The 15,541-nt window shown below is 68.7% G+C and carries 13 protein-coding genes; 6 read left to right on the forward strand and 7 right to left on the reverse strand.

What is annotated here, in order from left to right; all coding sequences use genetic code 11:
• Window positions 1-158 precede the first annotated feature (158 nt).
• Complete coding sequence (locus DIE02_RS04370; protein ID WP_044843040.1) at window positions 159-533, forward strand: hypothetical protein; 375 nt, start codon at window positions 159-161, stop codon at window positions 531-533.
• A 161-nt stretch (window positions 534-694) separates the two neighbouring features.
• On the opposite strand, the gene DIE02_RS04375 is transcribed toward DIE02_RS04370, so the two are convergent.
• Window positions 695-2,212, reverse strand: coding sequence for a CoA-acylating methylmalonate-semialdehyde dehydrogenase (locus DIE02_RS04375; protein ID WP_044843039.1), 1,518 nt, complete (start codon window positions 2,210-2,212; stop codon window positions 695-697).
• 49 nt (window positions 2,213-2,261) lie between these two features.
• Window positions 2,262-3,620, reverse strand: coding sequence for an aspartate aminotransferase family protein (locus DIE02_RS04380; RefSeq protein ID WP_044843038.1), 1,359 nt, complete (start codon window positions 3,618-3,620; stop codon window positions 2,262-2,264).
• A gap of 105 nt (window positions 3,621-3,725) precedes the next feature.
• On the opposite strand from DIE02_RS04380, the gene DIE02_RS04385 reads away from it, so the two are divergent.
• Complete coding sequence (locus DIE02_RS04385; protein WP_260426169.1) at window positions 3,726-4,691, forward strand: LysR family transcriptional regulator; 966 nt, start codon at window positions 3,726-3,728, stop codon at window positions 4,689-4,691.
• 105 nt (window positions 4,692-4,796) lie between these two features.
• Window positions 4,797-5,288, forward strand: coding sequence for a 2,4'-dihydroxyacetophenone dioxygenase family protein (locus tag DIE02_RS04390; RefSeq protein WP_124484895.1), 492 nt, complete (start codon window positions 4,797-4,799; stop codon window positions 5,286-5,288).
• A 113-nt stretch (window positions 5,289-5,401) separates the two neighbouring features.
• Here the strand turns inward: DIE02_RS04390 and DIE02_RS04395 are convergent, their stop codons facing one another.
• Both DIE02_RS04395 and DIE02_RS04400 read right to left on the reverse strand, forming a co-directional pair.
• The gene (locus tag DIE02_RS04395) at window positions 5,402-6,550 is read right to left on the reverse strand and encodes an epoxide hydrolase family protein (protein ID WP_124484896.1); all 1,149 of its coding nucleotides are present in this window, start codon (window positions 6,548-6,550) and stop codon (window positions 5,402-5,404) included.
• 76 nt (window positions 6,551-6,626) lie between these two features.
• Window positions 6,627-7,586: a GlxA family transcriptional regulator gene (locus DIE02_RS04400; RefSeq protein ID WP_124484897.1), complete on the reverse strand. Its 960-nt coding sequence runs from the start codon at window positions 7,584-7,586 to the stop codon at window positions 6,627-6,629.
• 135 nt (window positions 7,587-7,721) lie between these two features.
• Between DIE02_RS04400 and DIE02_RS04405 the strand changes: the two genes are divergently transcribed.
• The 3 genes from DIE02_RS04405 to DIE02_RS04415 all read left to right on the forward strand — a co-directional run bounded on the left by DIE02_RS04405 (window position 7,722) and on the right by DIE02_RS04415 (window position 11,457).
• On the forward strand, window positions 7,722-8,522 hold the full coding sequence (locus DIE02_RS04405; RefSeq protein WP_124484898.1) for an SDR family oxidoreductase: 801 nt from the start codon (window positions 7,722-7,724) through the stop codon (window positions 8,520-8,522).
• Window positions 8,523-8,533: 11 nt separating this feature from the next.
• Complete coding sequence (locus DIE02_RS04410; RefSeq protein ID WP_124484899.1) at window positions 8,534-9,295, forward strand: SDR family oxidoreductase; 762 nt, start codon at window positions 8,534-8,536, stop codon at window positions 9,293-9,295.
• A gap of 371 nt (window positions 9,296-9,666) precedes the next feature.
• Window positions 9,667-11,457, forward strand: a complete 1,791-nt coding sequence (locus DIE02_RS04415; RefSeq protein ID WP_124484900.1) for a sensor domain-containing diguanylate cyclase — start codon at window positions 9,667-9,669, stop codon at window positions 11,455-11,457.
• A gap of 83 nt (window positions 11,458-11,540) precedes the next feature.
• Here the strand turns inward: DIE02_RS04415 and DIE02_RS04420 are convergent, their stop codons facing one another.
• From DIE02_RS04420 to DIE02_RS04430, 3 genes are all read right to left on the reverse strand, one after another.
• On the reverse strand, window positions 11,541-12,896 hold the full coding sequence (locus tag DIE02_RS04420) for an MFS transporter (RefSeq protein WP_124484901.1): 1,356 nt from the start codon (window positions 12,894-12,896) through the stop codon (window positions 11,541-11,543).
• Window positions 12,897-12,984: 88 nt separating this feature from the next.
• Window positions 12,985-14,361, reverse strand: coding sequence for an MFS transporter (locus DIE02_RS04425; protein WP_124484902.1), 1,377 nt, complete (start codon window positions 14,359-14,361; stop codon window positions 12,985-12,987).
• Between the two features lie 182 nt (window positions 14,362-14,543).
• On the reverse strand, window positions 14,544-15,503 hold the full coding sequence (locus DIE02_RS04430; protein WP_044843030.1) for an MBL fold metallo-hydrolase: 960 nt from the start codon (window positions 15,501-15,503) through the stop codon (window positions 14,544-14,546).
• Window positions 15,504-15,541 lie beyond the last annotated feature (38 nt).

Here is a 15,541-nt window from a genome sequence, read left to right on the forward strand (position 1 = left end):
CCTATGGTGAATGAAGCGGGTCCGTTCCGCCGTCATTCGACTTCGCGTCGCTCGCACCGGCGGCCACGGCGCCGCGTTCCGGCACCATTCCCCGCGCTCGCGCGCACGCCCGGCCGTGCGCGCGAGCGCGCCGCCCACCGGACTACAAGGAGGTAATCATGAAAGCCGTGCTGCTCGTCAGCTCCGCCCTGCTCGCCATGGCGTCCGTTTCGGCCTCGGCTCAAGGCTCGATCACCAAGGTCGAAAACGGCGCGCTCGTCGCCGCGAACGGAATGACCGTCTACACCTTCGACCAGGACAAGCCCAACGCCGGCACCAGCGCATGCAAGGGCCAATGCGAGTCCTTCTGGCCGCCGTACAAGGCCAGCGCGACCGACGTTCCGGTCGGCCCCTATACGATCGTCAAGCGCGACGACGGCAGCCCGCAATGGGCCTACAAGGGCAAGCCGCTGTACTTCTTCGCGAAGGACATGAAACAGGGCGACCGCAACGGCGACAACTTCAAGAACATGTGGCACGTGGTCGCGCCGTAAGCGTTCTTTCCCCGTCTTCAGCGTCGGCACGACCGCCGTACATGTAAAAAGGCCCGCCCCGATCGTCGACCGGGGCGGGCTCGTGGGTCCTTGCGCGGGCCGCGTGGCGACACACGCCGAGCGGCGCGCGTCGCGTTGCGGCCGGATCGCGCGTCAGCGCGTCAGCGGTTCGACGGGAAGCTGAACACCGTCCCTTCGCGCACGCCGGCCGACGGCCAGCGCTGCGTGATCGTCTTGCGCTTCGTATAGAACCGCACCGCATCCGGGCCGTACGCGTGGAGATCACCGAACAGCGAGCGCTTCCAGCCGCCGAACGAGTGGTACGCGACCGGCACCGGCAGCGGCACGTTGATGCCGACCATGCCGATCTGGATGTTGTCGCTGAAGTAGCGCGCCGCTTCGCCGTCACGCGTGAACAGGCACGTGCCGTTGCCGTATTCGTGCGCGTCGATCAGCGCCATCGCCTCGTCGAGCGACTTCAGGCGGATCACGCCGAGCACCGGCCCGAAGATCTCGTGCTGATAGATCGGCATGCCGGGCTTCACGTTGTCGAACAGGCACGGGCCCAGGTAGTAGCCGCCGTCGTGGCCGTCGACCTTCACGCTGCGGCCGTCGACGACGAGCGTCGCGCCGGCCGCCACGCCCGCCTCGACGAAGCCCGTCACCTTCTCGAAATGCTGCTGCGTGACGAGCGGCCCCATGTCGACGCCGGCCCCGTTGCCCGGGCCGACCTTCATCTTCGCGATCTCGGCCCGCAGGCCTTCGACCACCTTGTCACCCGTTTCCTCGCCGATCGCGACCACCAGCGGAATCGCCATGCAGCGCTCGCCGCACGAGCCGTACGCGGCGCCCATCAGCGCGTTCACCGCGTTGCCGATGTCGGCGTCGGGCATCACGACCGCGAAGTTCTTCGCGCCGCCGAGCGCCTGCACGCGCTTGCCGTGCGCGCAGCCGGTCGAGTAGATGTATTCGGCGATCGGCGTCGAGCCGACGAAGCTCACCGCCTTCACGCGCGGGTCGGTCAGGAGCGTGTCGACGGCTTCCTTGTCGCCGTTCACGACGTTCAGCACGCCCGGCGGCAGGCCGGCCTCGAGCGCGAGCTCGGCCATGCGCAGCGTCGACGACGGCGTGCGCTCGGACGGCTTCAGCACGAACGTGTTGCCGCACGCGACGGCCATCGGCCACATCCACAGCGGCACCATCACCGGGAAGTTGAACGGCGTGATGCCGGCGGCCACGCCGAGCGCCTGGAATTCGCTCCACGAATCGATCGCGGGGCCGACGTTCTTGCTGTGCTCGCCCTTCAGCAGCTCGGGCACGTAGGACGCGTATTCGACGTTCTCGATCCCGCGCTGCAGTTCGCCCATCGCGTCGGCGAGCACCTTGCCGTGCTCGGCGGTAATCAGCGCGCACAGTTCGTCCGCATGCTCCTCGAGCAGCGTCTTGAAGCGGCTCATCACGCGGGCGCGCTTCAGCGGCGGCGTATTGCGCCATGCCGGGAACGCGGCCTGCGCGGACGCGATCGCGGCTTCGACGGTCAGCTTGTCGGCGAGCGCGACGCTCTTGTGCGATTCGCCGGTGGCCGGGTCGAACACCGGCTGGACGCGGCTGCCGCCGTCGACGCGCTTGCCGTCGATCAGGTGGCCGAGGGTGGAGGTCACATTGCTGTCGTGTTTCATCGTTCAGGCTCTTTCGTGAATTCGGTTGTCGCGGAAAACGGGCCGCGGCTCAGTCCACTTCGTTCAGCGCGTCGGACAGCGCGTTCACGAGGTTGTCGATCTCGCGCTTCTCGGCGATGAACGGCGGCGCGAGCTGGATCGTGTCGCCGCCGTAACGCACGTAGAAGCCCTTCGCCCAGCAGCGCATCGCGATCTCGTACGGGCGCCGTGCCGGCTCGCCCGGCAGCGCCGCGATCGTCAGGCCGGCCGCCAGCCCGTAGTTGCGGATGTCGGTGATATGGCGCTGGCCCTTCAGCCCGTGCACGGCCGCCTCGAAATGCGGCGCGAGATCGCGCACGCGGGCCACCGCGTCTTCCTTCACGAGCAGGTCGAGCGCCGCGACGCCGGCCGCGCACGCGACCGGGTGCGCCGAATACGTGTAGCCGTGCGGGAACTCGAGCATGTACTCGGGGCCGCCCGCGGCCATGAACGTGTCGTAGATTTCCTTCGTCGCGATCACGCCGCCGAGCGGCTGCACGCCGTTCGTCACCTGTTTCGCGAAATTCATGATGTCCGGCACCACGCCGAACGCGTCGGCGCCCGTCATCGCGCCGGCACGGCCGAAGCCCGTGATGACTTCGTCGAAGATCAGCAGGATGTCGTGCGCGGTACAGATGTCGCGCAGGCGCTTCAGATAGCCCTTCGGCGGGATCACCACGCCAGCCGAGCCGGAGAACGGCTCGACGATCACGGCCGCGATGTTCGACGCGTCGTGCAGCGTGATCAGGTCGAGCAGGCGGTCGGCCAGGTCGGCGCCGTTTTCCGGCATCCCGCGCGAGAACCGGTTTTCCGCGAGCTGCGTGTGCGGCAGGAAATCGGCGTCGATGCCCTGGCCGAACAGCTTGCGGTTCGCGCCGATCCCGCCGACCGAGATGCCGCCGAAGTTCACGCCGTGATAGCCCTTCTCGCGGCCGATCAGGCGCGTCTTCGTGCCCTTGCCCTTGGCGCGCCAGTACGCGCGGGCCATTTTCAGCGACGTGTCGGCCGCTTCCGAGCCCGAGCCGGTGAAGAACACGTAGTCGAGGCCGGCCGGCGTCAGGTCCTTGATCTTGTTCGCGAGCTCGAACGACTTCGGATGACCGAACTGGAACGCCGGCGCGTAGTCGAGCTGCGCGACCTGGCGGCTCACGGCTTCCGTGATTTCCGTGCGGCCGTGACCGAGGCCCGTGCACCACAGGCCCGACAGGCCGTCGAAGATCTTGCGGCCTTCGCCATCCGTGTAATACGCGTCCTTCGCCGACACGATCATGCGCGGATCGGACTTGAACTGGCGGTTCGCCGTGAACGGCATCCAGTGGGCGTCGAGCCACGCGGCGTCGGTGCGGAGGTTCGTCTCTTCCTGCTGCTTGGCGATGGTCGTATCGGTCATGTCGGTCGGCGCGGCGCGCCCCTCCTTCTTGTGTTGATGTTGCGCATTGTCGGGACGACAATTAGTCTCTTCTATATCGCAATATCAATGTTCACTTGCTCATCTATGCAAGCAAAGAAACCGAAGAGCCGCGCGCTGCTCGGGCAGCTCAGCGACATGGATCTGCGGCTGCTGCGGGTCTTCAAGGGCGTCGTGCAGTGCGGCGGGATGGCGGCGGCCGAACTCGAGCTGAATATCGGCATCTCGACGATCAGCCGGCACGTGAAGGATCTGGAAACGCGCCTCGGCCTCGTGCTGTGCCGACGCGGCCGCGCCGGCTTCACGCTGACCGCCGAGGGGCAGACGGTGTACGAGGAAACCCTGCGCCTGCTCGCGTCGATGGAGGCATTTCGCAGCAGGATCGACGGCATTCATGACAAGATGGGCGGAGAACTGCACGTCGCCGTATTCGACAAGACCGCCACCAACCCGCAGGCGCGGCTCGGCGACGCGATCCGCCAGTTCGCGGACGAGGCGCCCGACGTCGCGCTGAACCTGCACGTCGCGTCGATCAACGAGGTCGAGCGCGGGATCATCGACGGCAGTTATCAGGTCGGCATCATCCCCGCGCACCGCAGCTCGGGCAGCCTCGTGTATTCGGAACTGTTCGACGAGCGGATGCTGCTGTACTGCGGCCGCCAGCACCCGCTGTTCGACGCGCCGCACGGCAAGCTCACGTGGACGACGATCCGCAATCATGCGTTCGCCGGGCTCGGCTTCCATTCGCCGAACATGGAACTGAGCCATCGCGCGAAGCTCACGCGCAGCGCGACGGCGTCGGACCAGGAATCGATCGCGACGCTGATCCTGTCCGGCCGCTATCTCGGCTTCCTGCCCGACCATTACGCGGAGAGCTTCGAAAACAAGGGGCTGATGCAGCCGATCGCGCCGCACCGCTTCAACTACCGGTGCCGGTTCGTGAGCCTGCTGCGGCGCTCGCCGCGGCCGTCGCGGGCGGCGCTGCTGTTCCAGTCGTGCCTGGAAGCCGCGCATGCGGCGCCGCAGCCGGGCGACGACAGCGCCGCCGCGTAGCCCGGCTCAGGCTTCGCCCGCGCTGGCGTCGGGCCGCGGCCGTGGCTGCCGCCCGCTCGCGCTCTGCGATAATGCGCACTTCCCCGTTTCCGCTCTCCCTCCGCCATGACGCAGCCGTCCGCCCCGCTCTCCACCGACCTGCCGCCGATTTCGTGCCTGCCCGGCGACGCGCTGCCGTGGCTGCCGATGAGCGCCGACCTGCCGGGGCTCGCGATCAAGTATCTGCATATCAATGCGGCGGAAGACACGCTGACCGCGCTGCTGAAGATGCCGGCCGGCGGCACGCTGCCGCGCCATCGCCACGACGGCGAGGTGTTCGTCCATACGCTGCAGGGTGCGTGGCGCTACCGCGAGTACACGTGGATCGCGCAGGCCGGCTCGACGGTGCTCGAACCGGCGGGGTCGGTGCACACGCCGGAAACGCTCGGCGCGCCCGGCGACGACGTGATCACGCTCAACGTGATGCGCGGCGACCTGGTGCTGCTCGACGACGACGGCCGCGAGACCGCGCGCGAGAATTGCCGCGTCGCGCTGCTGCGCCAGCGCAAGCATGCGCGTACTGCGCCGCACGATGCGGCGCCGTTTGTAACGCGGTAAGTCATGCGATAAGACGGGCGGGATCGTCGCGTCACGATCCGCACGGTGCCGGCACTCGCCAGCGCGCGAATGGCCGCCGGCGCACTTCGCCAGCGACGCCGCCTCCCGGCGCCTTACCGAAAACGCCGGAAAAATCGGCGAATATCGCCGGCCAGCAGGTCCGGTTCTTCCATCGCGGCAAAATGCCCGCCGCTCGGCATGTCGGCCCACTGCACGACGTCGAACACCCGTTCGAGCCAGCTGCGCGGCGGGCGGCTGATTTCCTTCGGAAAGCGCGCGAACGCGACGGGCACCGCCACGCGTTCCCCGGCCGCGAAGCGCATCGGCTGCAGCCGGTTTTCCCAATACATCTGCATTGCCGAGCCGATGCTGCCGGTAAACCAGTAGAGCGAGATGCCGGTCAGCAGCGTGTCGTGCGAAAACCGCCGCGCGACGTCGCCGTCGCAATCGCTCCACGCGCGGAATTTCTCGGCGATCCACGCGGCCAGCCCGGCCGGCGAGTCGTTGAGCGCGACGGCCAGCGTCTGCGGCTTCGTCATGTGCACATGCGCGTATCCGCCCTCCAGCGCGGCCCACTCTCCGCGCTGCGTCACGAAGGCCCGTTCGTCCTCGGTGAGCGGCGAAGCCGCGTCGGCCGGAGGCTCGTAGCTGCCGGGCAGGTAGTTCAGATGAATGCCGTCCACCACGCCGGGATGTCGCGCGCCGAGCGCAATCGACACGCCTGCGCCGAGATCGCCGCCTTGCGCGCCGAAGCGGCGATATCCGAGCCCGGACATCAACGCCGCCCAACTGTCGGCGACGTGAAATGCCGACATGCCGGGCGCCGCGGGCGCGGGCGAGAACGCGAAGCCCGGAAGCGACGGCGCGACGACGTCGAACGCGTCGTGCGGATCGCCGCCGAACGCGGCCGGATCGCACAGGCGATCGATCAGCGCGTCGAACTCGAATACGGAGCCCGGCCAGCCGTGCGTGATGACGAGCGGATACGGCTTCGGCCCCGCCCCGCGCCGATGGATGAAATGCACGCGTTGCCCGCCTGCGTCCGCGACGAACTGCGGCAGCCTGTTCAGCGCGCGCTCCGCCGCACGCCAGTCGAAGCGCTCGGCCCAGTACGCAACCAGTTCGCGCAGCCACGCGCCATCCACACCCTGCTGCCACGGGTCGGCGGGCGTCAGCAGCGGTGCGCGCATGTCGCGCAGGCGCCGACGCAGGTCATCGAGCGCGCGATCGGGAATCGCAATGTTGAACGGGGCGGCGTGCATGGTGTCTCCTCGCGAGGAATGCGGGAGATTCTGCGCGATTTTCCCGACCCGCGCTGGCGGCTCACGCCCGCGAACGTCAGGCCGTTTCGCGCTCGTCTGCCCGCGCGTCGCGCCGCACCGCCTGCGGCGGCACGCCGAAACCGCGCACGAACGCGTCGCGCAGGTGGCGCCGGTCGCGAAAACCGTTCTCCTTCGCGATCACGTCGAGCGAGTGCCGGCTCTGCTCGATCATCAGCCGCGCGGCCTCGAGACGCAGCCGCTCGATCGCCTTCGCCGGCGACTGCCCGGTTTCCAGCGTGAACACTCGGCTGAACTGGCGCGGACTCAGGTGGACGGCGTCAGCCAGCTCCTCGACGGTCAGCGCGCGGCCGAGGTTCTGCCGCGCATAGTTCAGCGCGTTCTGGATCCGGTCCGATTTCGGCGCGAGCTCCAGCATTTCGGAATGCTGCGACTGCCCGCCCGAGCGGCGCTGGTGCATCACGAGCTTGCGCGCGACCGAGCGCGCGGCGTCCGCGCCGAGATCCTTCTCCACCATCGCGAGCGTCAGGTCGAGGCCGGCCGTCATCCCGGCCGACGTCCAGATCGGGCCGTCGACGATGTAGATCCGGTCCTCCTCGACACGAATGTCCGGAAAGTGCTTCTGCATCTCGCGGCCGTACGCCCAGTGCGTCGTCGCGCGGCGCTGCGCGAGCAGCCCGGCCTCGGCGAGCACGAACGCGCCCGTGCAGATGCCGGCGACCCGCCGCGCGCGCGCGTTCGCGCGCCGCAGGAACGCGACGACGCCGGCCGGCGCTGGCGATGCGAGCGGATCGTTGACGCCCGCGACGATCCACGTATCGACGTCGACCCGGCCGCTGAGCGCGCGCGTCGCGACCGACAACCCGAGCGACGAGCGCACGTCGCCGCCCTCGACGGAATAGTTGTCCATCACGTAGAACGGTTCGCCCGCGGCCAGGTTCGCGTACTCGAACACCGACTGCGTGGCGAGCGCCATGATCTGGAAGCCGTCGCTGATCAGAAAGCCGATGCGGTGCATGCGTGTCTCCGGTGGCGGGCGGCACGATCGACACCCGATGTCCTGAATCATACCCATCTACGTCATTTGTGTCGCGGCGATTCGAGGCCAGAATGCCTTCACGCACTCACCCTTTCCTCGACACGGAGCGACATCATGACTGAAGCACATCGCGGTACCGCCGTCATCACCGGCGCATCGTCCGGCATCGGCGCGATCTATGCGGACCGCCTCGCGCGCCGCGGCTACGACCTGATCCTCGTCGCGCGCAACCGCGACCGGCTGGCCGCGCTCGCCGAGCGCATCACGAACGAAACGCAGCGCAGCGTCGAGATCGTCGGCGCCGACCTCAACGACCGCGCGGCGCTCGCCGCCGTCGAAGCGAAGCTGAAGCAGGACGCGAGCATCACGCTGCTCGTCAACAACGCGGGCGTCGGCACGCACACGCCGCTGCTCGACAGCGACGTCGACGCGATGACGCGGCTGCTCGACCTGAACGTGACCGCGCTCACGCGCCTGACCTATGCAGCCGTGCCCGGCTTCGTCGCGCGCGGCCGCGGTGCCGTGATCAACATCTCGTCGATCGTCGCGCTGTCGCCGGAAACGCTCAATGGCGTCTATGGCGGCAGCAAGGCATTCGTGCTCGCGTTCAGCCAGTCGCTGCATCACGAGCTCGCGGACCACGGCGTGCAGGTGCAGGCCGTGCTGCCCGGCGCGACGGCCACCGACTTCTGGCGGACCGGCGGCCTGCCGATCGAACACCTGCCGAAGGAGATCGTGATGCCGGCGTCCGACCTGGTCGACGCGGCGCTGGTCGGCTTCGACCGCCGCGAGCTCGTGACGATTCCGTCGCTGCACGCGGCCGACGAATGGGATGCGTTCGAGGCCGCGCGCCGCACGATGGCGCCGCATCTGTCGACCGATTCGCCGGCGCCGCGCTATGCGGCCGCCCGCTGAGGCGCATCGTCATGAAACTCGACGGCAATACCATCCTCATCACCGGCGGCACGTCCGGGATCGGCCGTGCGCTGGCGATCGCGCTCGACGAGCTGGGCAACAAGGTCGTCGTCGCCGGCCGGCGCACGAAGCTGCTCGACGAGATCGCGCGGCAGTATCCGAACATCGACACGATCGAGCTCGACGTCGGCGATGCCGCGCAGATCCGCGCGGTCGCGGCGCGGTTGATCGACCGCTACCCCGCGCTGAACGTCGTGATCAACAACGCGGGCATCATGCCGTTCGACGATGCGGCCGGGCCGCTCGACGACGAACAGGCCGTGCGCCTCGTCGAGACGAACCTGCTCGGCCCCGTGCGCGTCAGCGCGGCGTTCGTCGAACACCTGAAGCGGCAGCCGGACGCGACGATCATCAACAACAGCTCGGTGCTCGCGTACGTGCCGCTCGCGTCGGCCGCGCTGTATTCGGCGACGAAGGCCGCGATCCATTCGTACACGCTGTCGCAGCGTTTCATGCTGCGCGACACGAGCGTGCGCGTGCTGGAAATCGCGCCACCGTGGGTCGACACCGATCTCGTGCACAAGAGCGGCGATCCGCGCGCGATGCCGGTCGATGCGTTCGTCGCCGAGACGCTGGCGCTGCTCGAGACCGCCGCCACCGAAGTCGTCGTCGAAGCGGCGAAGCCGTTGCGCGACAATGCCGGGCCGAACGAGCACGCGTTCGTCGACGAGTTCAACCGCTTCGTTGTCGACAACCCGATTCCCGTCGCGTGACGTCGCGCAGCGCAATCCTGCGCACGCATTGATCTGCCGAAAGGCGCCGGCTTCCGCACGATCGGACTGCGAAGCCGGCGCTTGCCGGTTTGCCCGCGCATTCATTCAGGACCTGAAGCGGCCCTTCTCTGCGCTGCTTCTCTGCGCTGCTTCTCTGCGCTGCTTCTCTGCAACGCTTCTCTGCAACGCTTCTCTGCAACGCTTCTCTGCAACGCTTCTCCACGCCCCGAACTCGCCGCCCACCCACCCGGTTTCGCCCTTGCTTGCCACGCATTCCTCGCGACGATAAGCTCTACGATCTCAGCCTCCGAAGCAGCGCCCTCCGGCATTCGTCCGATCATCGGCGCAATCGACCGTCGCGGATTTCGACCATGCGGTTCCGTATGTTCACCACCGGGACCGGCGACACGCCCGGCTCCTGTCGCGCTCCCGCCGACGATCGACCGGCGCTTGCGCCGCTGCCCGAACTCGACACCGTGTGCCGTCTCGCCCGCGCGCATTTCGGCACGGCCGGTGCGTTCATCGCGTCCGCGGAAGCCGGCGCGCAGCGCGTGGCGGCGTCCGACGGCACGCTGCCCGCCACGCTTCCTGCCATGCGTTTCCCGTCGCGTGCCGAGCCCGCTCCGGCGGCCGGCCGACGCTTCATCACGCCCGCCGCGGGCGACCTCCCGAATGACGCGCCGCACGTCGTCGCAGCCTGCGAGCTGCTCGCGCCCGACGGCACCGCGCTGGGCGCGCTATGCGTCGCCGGCAGCACCGGCCTGACGCTCGACGCCGCGCAGCGCGCTTTCCTGCACGACCTGGCGACACTGGCGGAACGCGCGATCGGCCGCGCGAACGCGCAAGCCGCGCTGCGCGAACGGCTCGGCGTCGTCGAGGAACACAGCGCGCTGACCACGCTGGCGCTGAACGAAAGCGGCACCGGCGTGTGGGATCGCAACGTCGAAACCGGCGAGATCCATTACTCGGCAGCCTGGAAGGCGCTGCTCGGATATGCGCCCGATGAACTGACGAGCCGGATCGAGGATGCATACGAACGGCTGCACCCGGACGACGTCGCCGGCGTGAAAGCCGCGATGCTCGCGCACTTCGAAAGCCGGACCGACAGCTATGCGGTCGAGCACCGCATCCGCTGCAAGAACGGCACGTACAAATGGATCTGCAGCCGCGGCAAGGTCATCGCCCGCGACAGCCACGGGCGCGCGCTGCGCATGGTCGGCACGACCACGGACATCACCGCGCTGCGCGAACTCGCCGGCCGGTTGAGCGACTCCGTCACGCTCGTGACGAGCCTGACCGACCAGGTGCCGGGCCTCGTGTTCCAGCTGCGGCAGACCGCCGACGGCCGCCGGTTCTTTTCGTACGCGAGCGCGGGCGCACGCGACATCTACGAATTGACGCCCGAGCAGATCGCCCGCGACGCGGATGCGGTCGAAACCCGGATTCATCCTGCCGACCTGGTTGCCTACCGTCAGTCGCTGCGGGTGTCGGCGGAGCGCCTGGCGCCGTGGCGGCTCGAATACCGCGTGCTGCTGCCGGACCAGGGAATGCGCTGGCGCGAAGGCGACGCGCGCCCGCAACGCACGCCGGACGGCGGCACGGTCTGGCACGGCTTCATCACGGATGCGACCGAGCGCAAGCACATCGAGACCGAACTGCACCGGATGGCGACGACCGATCACCTGACCCAGCTGTCCAACCGCCACGCGTTCATGCGGCATAGCGAAGCCGCGTTGCGCGGCGTGCGCGCGACCGGCCAGGACGCCGCGGTGCTGATGCTCGACCTCGATCACTTCAAGGCGCTGAACGACCGCTGGGGCCATCCGCTCGGCGATCGCGCGCTCCGGCATTTCGCGCGGCTGCTGCTCGCGGAGATCGGGACGGACGGCATCGTCGGGCGCATCGGCGGCGAGGAATTCGCGATCGTGCTGCCGCACACCGGGATCGACGCGGCGTGCGCGCTCGCGCTGCGCGTGCAGCAGCGCGTGGCCGATTCGCGGCTCGTGCACGAGGATCAGCCGCTCGTGCTGACCGTCAGCATCGGCATCGACGCGATGCGGACGTCCGACTTCGGCGCGTACCAGGCGCTGTCGCGGGCCGACAAGGCGCTGTATGTCGCGAAGGAGCGCGGCCGCAACCGGATCGAGGTGTATCGGGCCTAGCGCGCGTTCCCGCCGACAACGGGCTCGCGCCCGTCCTGGCCGCCCACCCCGTCGTACGCGCGCCGCGTCGACGCATCACGCGATCAACGCGCCACGGGCGCCGCGTCGCGCGAGGTCGCCCGCACACCGAGCAGCATCGCGACCGCGCACGCGGCCAGCAATCCCGCGATCATCAGCATCGCCGCATCCATGCTGCCGGTACGGGTGCGGATCACCCCGACGATCCACGGCGTGATCATCCCGCTCGATACGCCGATACTGCTGATCAGCGCGATCCCGCCCGCCGCGCCGGCGCCCGAGAAATACGCGGACGGCACGGCCCAGAACACCGGGTGCGCGGCGAAGATCAGCATCGCCGCGATCGACAGCAGCGCCATCATCGCGACGATGCTCGGCAAGTGCAGCGTCAGCAACGCGAGCGCCACCGCACCGCCGAATGCGCACGCGGCGAAGTGCCGACGACGCTCGCGCTTGCGGTCGGAGCGCCGTGCGATCGCGATCAGGCCGGCCGCGCCGATCGCGTTCGGCACGATCGACAGCAGGCTGATGTGCACGACGTCGTGAATGCCGAATTCGCGAATCATCAGCGGCATCCAGAACAGCAGCATCAACAGCGCCGTCGTCAGCGAAAAATAGATGAATGCGAACAGCCAGGTGCGCGGCGCGGCGAGCACCTGCCGCAGCGACGACGCCGCATGCGCGGGCGCCTCCGCCCGGTCGGCGGCCAGGTCGGCCGCGAGCCGCTGGCGGTCGTCGTCGGACAGCCAGCGCGCCTGTTCGGGGCGGTCGCACAGCCAGAACCACGCGATCACGCCGAGCAGGATCGCGGGCGCGCCCTCGATCGCGAACATCCACTGCCAGCCGTGCAGCCCGAGCACGCCCGACATCGCGCGCATCAGCCAGCCCGACAGCAGCCCGCCGACCATCCCGGCCACCGCGACGCCCGCATAGAAGATCGACAGCACCGACGCGCGCCGGCGCGCCGGATACCAGTAGGTCAGGTAGAACACGACGCCCGGGAAGAAGCCGGCCTCGAACAGCCCGAGCAGGAAGCGCAGCACGTAGAAGTGCTTCGCGCTGTCGACCGTGATCATCGCAACCGACACCGCGCCCCACAGGACCATGATCCGCGCGAACGTGCGGCGCGCGCCGAAGCGGCGCAGCAGCGCGTTGCTCGGCACCTCGAACAGCACGTAGCCGACGAAGAACAGCACCGCGCCGAGGCTGTACATCGCATCGGTCAGGCCGAGATCCTGCCGCATCTGCAGCTGCGCGAAGCCGATGTTGCTGCGGTCGAGGATCGACACGATGTAGCAGATGAACAGGAACGGCACGATCCGCGCGCCGATACGGCGGTACAGCGCGTCGTGGTCCGACGCCGGCGCACGGGAACCGGACGCAACCGCCTGCGCGGCGTCCGCTTGAAGGGGGGCTGACATCGATCGTCTCCTCGATGGATGCGGATACGGTGCGGACAGGAAATGCAGCGCCGGTCGCCGCCGCCCGCCGGCAGCGCCCGGCCGCGATTCAGGCGCGGCGTGCGGGTTCGCCCTTCACGCCGAGCATCAGCGCGGCGCCGCTCAGCGCGAGCAGCGCGGCCAGCATGTACACGGCGAGATCCATGCTGCCGGTGCGCGTGCGGATCAGCCCGATCACCCACGGGCTGACGATGCCGCTCGTGATCCCGATGCTGCTGATCAGCGCGATCCCGGCCGCGGCCGCGTTGCCCGACAAATAGCGGGTCGGCACGGCCCAGAAGATCGGCAGCGCGGCGAAGATCAGCGTCGCCGCGATCGACAGGCACGCGAGCATCGCCGCGAAGCTGTGCAGGTGCAGCGTCAGCGCCGCGAGTGCCAGGCCGCCGCCGATCGTGCAGCACGCGAAGTGCTTGCGGCGCTCGCCGGTGCGGTCGGAATGGCGGGCGATCAGGATCAGCCCGACCGCGCCGACCGCGTTCGGCACGACCGTGTAGAGGCTCACCGACACGACGTCGGTCACGCCGAAATCGCGGATCATCAGCGGCATCCAGAAGTTGAGCGTCAGCGATGCGCAGGTCAGCGAGAAGTAGATGAACGCGAACAGGTAGACGCGCGGGTTCGCGAGCGCCGCGACCAGGCTGCGTTTGTCGTGCGCACTGTGCGCGCCATGCGCACCGCCATCGCTGCACAGCGCGGCGACGCGCGCCTTTTCGTCGGACGTGAGCCACGCTGCGTCCTGCGGCCGGTCGACCAGGTACGTGAACGCGAAGCATGCGAGCACGATCGCCGGCGCGCCTTCGATCGCGAACATCCATTGCCAGCCGTGCAGCCCGAGCACGCCGCTCATGTCGCGCATGATCCAGCCCGACATCAGGCCGCCGAGCACCCCCGCCACCGCGACACCCGCGAAGAACACCGAGATCGCCGCCGCGCGGCGGTTCGCCGGGAACCAGTAGGTCAGGTACAGCACGATGCCGGGAAAGAAGCCGGCCTCGAACACGCCGAGCAGGAAGCGCAGCACGTAGAAATGCGACGGCTGCGACACGAACATCATCGCGGTCGACGCGATGCCCCACAGCAGCATGATCCGCGTGAACGTGCGGCGCGCGCCGAAGCGCGCGAGCAGCAGGTTGCTCGGCACCTCGCAGAACACGTAGCCGACGTAGAACACCGCGGCGCCGAGGCCGTACATCGCATCGCTGAAGCCGAGGTCGTGCTTCATCTGCAGTTGCGCGAAGCCGATGTTGATGCGGTCGAGGAACGACACGACGTAGCAGAGGAACAGGAACGGCACGATCCGCCACGCGATCTTGCGGAACAGCAGCGCGTCGCCGGCAGCGGACGCCGGCGCGGATTCACAGGCGGAAGCCGACGCCGCGGCACTCGCGTGCGCGATCGTCGCTTCGGCGGGAAGCGATTGGGGCATGTCTCTCTCCAAACGGGCCGCGCGATTCGGGCGCGCAGCAGTCTCCGCGGGCGTACATGCGCCCGGCTTTCTTGTGAGAACGGAAGTCGGCTCCCTGAACCGCCGCGCGATGCGGCCGCCGCTCAGGCGCCGTCAGGAACGCGGCGCGGCGCCCGCCCGGACGCCCCGCCGCGGTGACCCGCTCAGTCCTGCAGCGCGTCCCACATTTCCTTGTCGCGCTGCGCGGTCCAGATGCGCGGATGCGTGATGCCGCTCGCCTCGTCGTACGCGCGCGACACGTCGAACGGCAGACAGTGCTCGTAGATGAACACGTGGCCGAACTTCGGATCCATCGCTTCGCGCGTGAGCGCCATCGACGCCTTCAGGTCGAGCTTGCGCTCGACGGCCTTGCGGCCCTGCGCGAGCAGCGTCGTCACGAAGTCCTTCGTGTAGTCGAGGCCCTTGTTCACTTCGGCCGGATTCAGCAGCGCGGGGCCGCGGCCCGGCACGAGCTTTTCCGCGCCGAGCGCGCGCAGCGCCTCGAGCGTGGCCGGCCACTGTTCGAGCTGCGCGTCGCCGCAATAGCAGGCCGCGTCGTACTCGACCAGGTCGCCCGAGAACAGCACCTTCTGCGACGGCAGCCAGACGATCGTGTCGCCCTTCGTGTGGCCCGAGCCGACGTGCATGATCTTCACCTCGAGCTTGCCGAGGAACAGCGTGATCTCGCGCTCGAACACGAGCGTCGGCCAGGTCAGGCCCGGCACCGTCTCGACGCCCGCGAACAGCCGCGGGAACCGCTCGATCTCCGACTTCATGTCGGCCTCGCCGCGCTCGACGATCATTTCGTAGGTGCCGCGGCTCGCGATCACGTGCTGCGCGCCTTCGTCGAAATACGCGGACGCGCCGAGCACGCGCACCGCGTGGTAATGCGACAGCACGACGTGCTTGATCGGCTTGTCGGTCACGCTGCGGATCTTCGCGATCAGGTCCTGCGCCATCGCGGGCGTCGCGGTCGTGTCGACGATCAGCACGCTGTCGTCGCCGATGATCACGCCCGAGTTCGGGTCGCCTTCGGCGGTATAGGCGTACGCGTTCTCGGACAGCTGCGTCCAGGTGACTTTCTTCTCTTCCAGATCGGCTTGGGAGGCGAATGCTTTGGCCATGTTGCGTTCCGTGGCTGCGAGCCATGTGTTGAGGGAAA

The sequence above is a fragment of the Burkholderia sp. Bp8991 genome (assembly GCF_003853795.1).
In the GTDB taxonomy this organism is placed as follows: Bacteria; Pseudomonadota; Gammaproteobacteria; order Burkholderiales; family Burkholderiaceae; genus Burkholderia.

Excerpts from the sequence above, each read along its gene's own strand:
- DIE02_RS04385 (WP_260426169.1), top strand. The coding sequence starts at position 3,726 with ATGCAAGCAAAGAAACCGAAGAGCCGCGCGCTGCTCGGGCAGCTCAGC.
- DIE02_RS04390 (WP_124484895.1), top strand. The coding sequence starts at position 4,797 with ATGACGCAGCCGTCCGCCCCGCTCTCCACCGACCTGCCGCCGATTTCG.
- DIE02_RS04430 (WP_044843030.1), bottom strand. The coding sequence starts at position 15,503 with ATGGCCAAAGCATTCGCCTCCCAAGCCGATCTGGAAGAGAAGAAAGTC.
- DIE02_RS04380 (WP_044843038.1), bottom strand. The coding sequence starts at position 3,620 with ATGACCGATACGACCATCGCCAAGCAGCAGGAAGAGACGAACCTCCGC.
- DIE02_RS04410 (WP_124484899.1), top strand. The coding sequence starts at position 8,534 with ATGAAACTCGACGGCAATACCATCCTCATCACCGGCGGCACGTCCGGG.
- DIE02_RS04425 (WP_124484902.1), bottom strand. The coding sequence starts at position 14,361 with ATGCCCCAATCGCTTCCCGCCGAAGCGACGATCGCGCACGCGAGTGCC.
- DIE02_RS04375 (WP_044843039.1), bottom strand. The coding sequence starts at position 2,212 with ATGAAACACGACAGCAATGTGACCTCCACCCTCGGCCACCTGATCGAC.
- DIE02_RS04395 (WP_124484896.1), bottom strand. The coding sequence starts at position 6,550 with ATGCACGCCGCCCCGTTCAACATTGCGATTCCCGATCGCGCGCTCGAT.
- DIE02_RS04405 (WP_124484898.1), top strand. The coding sequence starts at position 7,722 with ATGACTGAAGCACATCGCGGTACCGCCGTCATCACCGGCGCATCGTCC.
- DIE02_RS04415 (WP_124484900.1), top strand. The coding sequence starts at position 9,667 with ATGCGGTTCCGTATGTTCACCACCGGGACCGGCGACACGCCCGGCTCC.
- DIE02_RS04400 (WP_124484897.1), bottom strand. The coding sequence starts at position 7,586 with ATGCACCGCATCGGCTTTCTGATCAGCGACGGCTTCCAGATCATGGCG.
- DIE02_RS04370 (WP_044843040.1), top strand. The coding sequence starts at position 159 with ATGAAAGCCGTGCTGCTCGTCAGCTCCGCCCTGCTCGCCATGGCGTCC.
- DIE02_RS04420 (WP_124484901.1), bottom strand. The coding sequence starts at position 12,896 with ATGTCAGCCCCCCTTCAAGCGGACGCCGCGCAGGCGGTTGCGTCCGGT.